Source organism: Kitasatospora sp. NPDC049258 (assembly GCF_040678895.1).
Taxonomy (GTDB): Bacteria; Actinomycetota; Actinomycetes; order Streptomycetales; family Streptomycetaceae; genus Kitasatospora.
Genome location: NZ_JBFAQT010000088.1, coordinates 1 through 5,407, shown reverse-complemented (window position 1 = coordinate 5,407; position 5,407 = coordinate 1). Strand labels below are relative to the sequence as shown.

Annotated in this window: 5 protein-coding genes; all 5 read right to left on the bottom strand. The window is 72.1% G+C overall.

The window, feature by feature from the left end; translation table 11 throughout:
- Positions 1-102 precede the first annotated feature (102 nt).
- The 5 genes from AB0K43_RS31220 to AB0K43_RS31200 all read right to left on the bottom strand — a co-directional run bounded on the left by AB0K43_RS31220 (position 103) and on the right by AB0K43_RS31200 (position 4,682).
- Complete coding sequence (locus tag AB0K43_RS31220; RefSeq protein WP_363645770.1) at positions 103-1,665, bottom strand: CpaF/VirB11 family protein; 1,563 nt, start codon at positions 1,663-1,665, stop codon at positions 103-105.
- Positions 1,652-2,473 carry a hypothetical protein gene (locus AB0K43_RS31215; protein WP_363645768.1) on the bottom strand — a complete coding sequence of 274 codons (822 nt, stop codon included), beginning with the start codon at positions 2,471-2,473 and terminating at the stop codon, positions 1,652-1,654. The genes AB0K43_RS31220 and AB0K43_RS31215 overlap by 14 nt, the downstream gene beginning before the upstream one ends.
- 1 nt (position 2,474) lies before the next feature.
- Positions 2,475-3,059 carry an SAF domain-containing protein gene (locus tag AB0K43_RS31210; RefSeq protein WP_363645766.1) on the bottom strand — a complete coding sequence of 195 codons (585 nt, stop codon included), beginning with the start codon at positions 3,057-3,059 and terminating at the stop codon, positions 2,475-2,477.
- A gap of 127 nt (positions 3,060-3,186) precedes the next feature.
- Positions 3,187-4,107 (bottom strand): ATP/GTP-binding protein, encoded by a 921-nt coding sequence (locus AB0K43_RS31205; RefSeq protein WP_363645764.1) that lies wholly within the window; start codon positions 4,105-4,107, stop codon positions 3,187-3,189.
- A complete protein-coding gene (locus AB0K43_RS31200) occupies positions 4,101-4,682 on the bottom strand; it encodes a hypothetical protein (RefSeq protein WP_363645762.1) in 582 nt (193 codons plus the stop codon). The genes AB0K43_RS31205 and AB0K43_RS31200 overlap by 7 nt, the downstream gene beginning before the upstream one ends.
- Positions 4,683-5,407 lie beyond the last annotated feature (725 nt).

The window sequence follows — 5,407 nt, the reverse complement described above, 5'->3', positions numbered from 1 at the left end:
CGCCCATGCCGTTGCGCACCTGCTGTTCCAGGAGGTCGCGATGGCTGCCCGCGGCACCGAGGAGCAGGCACACCCCGGCGAACGCCGCAATCAGGATGCCCATCACACCACCGCCCGCAGGGTGCCCAGCGGCTGGGCCCAGGCGCCGCCCGTGCTCAGCCATCCGGCGTCGAACCCGTGCGCCTCCAGATCGGGCAGGCAGGCCGGCAGGACACCGGTGGGCACCGCCCGGGCCTCACCCGGACCGGGGGCGAAGATCCGGTTGTAGGCGGGGTGGCCGCCGCGTTCGCCTGCGCCGGTGACCTCCAGGACGTGCTGGACGAACCGGTGCCGGCTGCCGCCGACGGCGGTCTCGTCGACCATGCGGATGTGCACGATGAGGTCGAGGGCGTTCGCCGCCATCAGATAGGCCAGCTCCTGCGTCATCCCGGAGCTGCCGTGCTCCAGGCACAGCTGCGCGATCCGCGCGAAGATCCCGTCGGGCTTGCGGACGTGGATGGTGCACAGCGATCCGCCCTCGCCGCCGGACATCGCCTGCAGCATCGGGACGATCTCCGAGGAGCGGACCTCACCCACGATCATCCGGCGCAGGTTCATCCGCAGGCTTGCAGGGATCAGGTCCGCGATGGTGATCTCCCCGATCCTGCGCCCGTCCGGGCCGAGCTCCCCGTTGCCCTCGCGCGCCTCCATCGGTACCACCTGCTGCAGGTGCCCGATCTTGTGGAGGTACAGCTCGGACTCGGTCTCCAGAGTGCCCAGGCGCTCGTTCGGGTCGATCTCCCGGGCGAGGGCGATCAGCATGGTGGTCTTCCCGACGCCCTGCGTGCCGGACACCATGATGTTCTTGCCGGCCCGCAGTGCCGAGCGCAGGAACGCCAGCAGCGCCGTGTCGACGGTGCCGCGCTCGACCAGGCCCTCCAGGGTGATGTCACGGACCCGCTGACGGCGGATCGTCACGTACGGGCGGGGCGTCACCTGGGTCATGACCTGCATGCGGTAGCCGCCCTCGAGGGCGAGCGCCAGCAGCGGGTTGGCGTTCGACAGCGACCGTTCGCCCCCGCCGTGGCGCCGTGCGAGCAGCTGCAGGAACTCGATCAGCTCGTCGTCGGTGTCGGCCACCGCCTCGACCTTGCGCCGCGGCCGGCCGGCGTAGTCCGCCCACACGTCGTCGCAGCCCTGGATCATCAGGTTCTCCAGCTCCGGGTCGTCCAGGTACGGCTGGAGCCGCCCGAGCCGGAACTGGGCGTCGAAGACGGCCTGCACCAGGGACTTCTCGTCCGTGGCGGTCGGCGACACCTGATGGGCCATCGCGTAGTCCCGCGCCCACCGGGCGACCAGGTCGTTGATCAGCGCCCGGCCGAGCTGCTGCGCGTCCTCGGCCGGCATCTCGGAGCGGTGGCTCTCCTTGTAGGCCTGGAACTCGGGGGCGAGCAGGTCCGCGAGGTCGCGGCGCAGCTCGCGCACGGTGCTCCATTCCCACCGGGCGACGCGCGACTGCGCGCCTGCCGGGGAGACCAGGCCGAGGCCTGCGGGACCGCCAGCGGGCGGCGCGGCCGGGGGCGGCCCCGGCGGGGCGGGGACCGAGGTGGTCTGCCAGGGCACGGCGGCCGGGTCCATCGGTGCGGCGCCGTACATCCCGGGGTACAGCGAGCTACCGCGTTCCACCGGCGCTCACCTCCCCCGCCGGCGCGGCCAGCAGTTCCTGCCGCGACCAGGCCAGCTGCTGGAGCCGGGTGCCCATCACGGCGGCCTCGCGCAGCAACGCGGACCGGGTGAAGGCGCGCCCGCCGGCGCCCCCGTGCGTCAGCACCCTCGCCGCCGCCTCGTCGTAGGGCAGCCTGGCCAGCACCGGCAGCTCCAGGTGCTCGGCCACGTCCCGCTCCGCGTACGGACCCTCGGTGATCAGCACCAGCCCGAGGCCGTGTCCGGCGCGGGCGCCGACCGTCTCGCGCAGCGCCTCGATCCGCGGCCGGGCGGCGGCCGCCGCCCGCAGCGTGCCGCGTACCACCATCACCACGACGTCCGCCGAGCGCACCAGAGCGCCGGCCGCACCCGATGAGCCGGACCGGCCGAGGTCCACCAGCACGTCCACCCCGGCGCTGCGGTGCCACGCCCCGAACAGCGTGGCCAGGCGCGGCCACGTCTGCTGCAGCCCGGCCGCCTGCGCGGGGCTCTTCAACCCCGGCAGCAGCAGCCGGTTAGCGGCCTCCTGCGGCACCGACATGTTGATCATCTGCTCCCACAGGCCCGCCTCCAGACGGCCGAGCCGGTCGGCGACCTGGAGGTTCGCCAGCGAGTGCGGCCCCGGGACACGGCCCTCGAGGTAGCCGGCGACGACGGATCCTCCGTCCGGGTCGCACTCCGCGAGCAGGGCACGCCGACCCGGCTGCAGCGGCCAGGTCAGCAGGCCAGCCAGCGCCGTGGTGGTCACGCCCGGGCCACCGGGCGACCCGACGAAGGCGATCACCGACATGTCAGCCTCCCTCGGGCAGGACCAGGAAGGAGACCTCCCCGCGAGCGGCCCAACGGGCCACCGTGGTCCCGCTGGTCGAGGCGACCGCCACATCGACGACGACATCACCGGAGCTGGCCGCCTTGCCGACCCGCACCACGCTCGCCGCCACGTTCGGCTCGGCCGCCGCCCCGCCCTGCCCGGCCGCACCGGCCGAGTCCTTGGGCGTGTGGACGAGCTGGACCTTCTGGCCCGGCGTCAGGGCGGTGGCCGGCACACGGTCCTTGTCCAGCGACACCGCGACGAGCTGCTGGCCCGGGCCCACCACGGCCGCCGACGTGATCGACCGCTCGGTCAGCAGACTCCCGGCCGGCAGCGCCGAGACGGCCCGCTTGCCGACCACCTTCTTCAGGTCCTCGGCCGGGATCGGCTTGAGCGCCGGGTCGGAGGAGATCTTCGCCTCGATCAGATCCTCCGCGGTGATCGTCGCCCCCGGCGGCACATCCCGGGCCATCGCCAGCACGCCGGTGCGGTGCCCGGTGGCGACATACAGGTAGGCGCCCGACAGGGAGCCCACCGCGATCAGCGCGACAGACGCGGCGATCATCGCCGGCCGTCGGCGCCGGACCGGGAGCTGACGCACCGGCGGCGCGGCCGGCGCCGACGGGCCCACAGGCCCGGACGGCTGCTGCGGAGGACGGGGAAGACGATCGGTGGAACTCATCGCGCCCTTCTCACTGAGACTTGACGACGGCCTGCGCCTCGCCGATCGCCACGTCGGCGGCGGAAGCACGGCTGACGGTGAACTGCCCCTGCTGGCCGGGCCCGGTCCAGTCGACGATCCACGTGGTGACCGCCGCAACGTGGAACGTGCCGTGCGGCTGCGCCGCGGAGGTCGAGGTGTAGGTGTGGCCGCAGTCCGGCGAGGACTTGCCGCCGTACGAGGCGTCGTACGGCGTCCCGGCGGAGGTGCAGGTGACGGTGTGCCCGTCGCCCATCGACCAGTCGATCCTCGAGGCGTGCGCGGTCGCGGTGACCGTCACGGCCCCGGCCGTCACGCTGGCTGTGTTCGGCCCCCACGTGGTCGGGGACACGGTGGTCCACATCCATGCGGGCATGCCCACCAGCCCGGTCTTCCCTGGCGCCGGGGCCATGCCGATCTCCGGCCCGGTGAGCCGCATCCGGTCCGCTGCCTGCCGCGCTAGGGCACCGAGGTCGACGCCACCGCCGTAGCCGGGCGGCGGGTTCTGAGACCAGCGGTTGGGCGCCGGAGTCAGGGCGCCGCCCGTTCCGCGACAGTTGACCGCGTAGACCGCGCCTTCGCCCGGCTGGTGGCCGGCCCAGTCCGGATCGCCGGCTGGGGGCTGAGGTGACATCTGCTTCCAGTAGCAGCCGTCCGTGCCGTTGAACCATCCGAGGTCCGGGTCCTGGCACGGCCACTCCTGGCCGTTCCAGCTGCACTTCGCCTCGCCGGTGGTACCTCCGCCGGAATGCGCGGAACCACTGCCGGACGTGTTGCCGCCAGCGCCGGGGTCCGTGGCATCCAGACAGATCAGGCTGTCGCACTCCGTCACGCCACCGTCGGCCCAGGCGGGCTGTGCCGCTGCCAGAATCCCGGCGACGGCGGCCGAGAGAGATCTGCGCCGGATCAGCACGGCTGGTCCTGGTGCCGCGTGACGTCGATCATCTTCCAGTCCGGCCCCACCGTGCGGGCGGTGTATTCGAGAACGTAGCGCAGCCGGTTGGTGACTTTCTTCGGTTTCCCTGTTGCCTTGTCCACGGGTGTCCAGTTGGTGACGTCCAGGCAGTCGTGGATCGTCGCGGTCTTCGGCGTCGACGCGGTGTCGATCGCCACGACCTCGGGGGTGTGCGTCGGCGCGCCGGTGAAGGTCACGCCGAGGTCCCGGAACTTCACCACGGAGATGCGGACGTCGCCCAATGCCTTGTCGGTCGCGTACTTCTCGAGGTCGGTGCCTTCGCCGGTGCCTTGGACGTGAGCTTTGACCTGCTCGGTCCAGAAATTCGCGTACGCATCCAGAACGGCCGCGCGGTCGGCGGCGTCGGTCGGCGTGGGTGAAGGGGAAGGCGACGCGGTGGTAGGTGCGGGCTGGGGCTTGGGGTTCTCGGCGGATCCGCAGCCCGCCAGCAGGCCGATGACGCACAGGCCGGCGGACAGCGCCGCCACAGTGCTCGTGGTGCGTCGCGTTGTTGAGGCGTTCGTGTGGTCCACGGTGGATCCCCCAATGTCATCCTGGCCTCGGCGTTGGCCGAAAGGTGCCCGCGATGTGCTGCTGTGTCTAACCGCGTGCGCGGTCCGCCGTCACCCACCCCCGGCGCGCCATCGCGTGAAAGCAATGGTCGGACTGGCCGCACAATATGACTGACTTTCATCTGTCCTCATGCGACTCAGCGATCACACTACGAGAGATCAGGCCAAATTCCCACCAATTGTGCTCCGCTGCTCACCCGCAGCCACGAGATTTCCCCGCAATTCGTACATATCGGACTCGAATTCGGAAAATGATGATGCGTCAGTTCGGTGGTGGTCTGCTGACCCCGGCAGGATTCGCCCGCTCACCGAACGGCCCCTTCCCGGGCTTGCCGACGGGCGGCCAGCTGCTCGCGCAGCGCGGCGCCGGCGCTGGTGTCCATCCTCGGTAGCCAGGCCGGGACGGTCTCCACCGGCAGTCCGCCGCGGACCGGTGAGAGCCCCTGTTGCTCCGCCTGCCCGGTCCTCTGCGGCGCTGTGAGCGCCGGGCCGAGGGCGGACCGTTCGGCGGACCGAGCACCCGGCACCGGGGCAGGCTTGCGGGTTTGGCGGCGGGCCGCGCTTCGGGCCTTGGCTCCTTCGACCTGGTAGGAGCCGGCCGGCCTTGGCGGCGTCGCCGATCATCACCGGGGCGATGGCGTGCTCGCCGGGCAGGATCTCGAAGCCGGCCTCGGTCATCTTCGTGC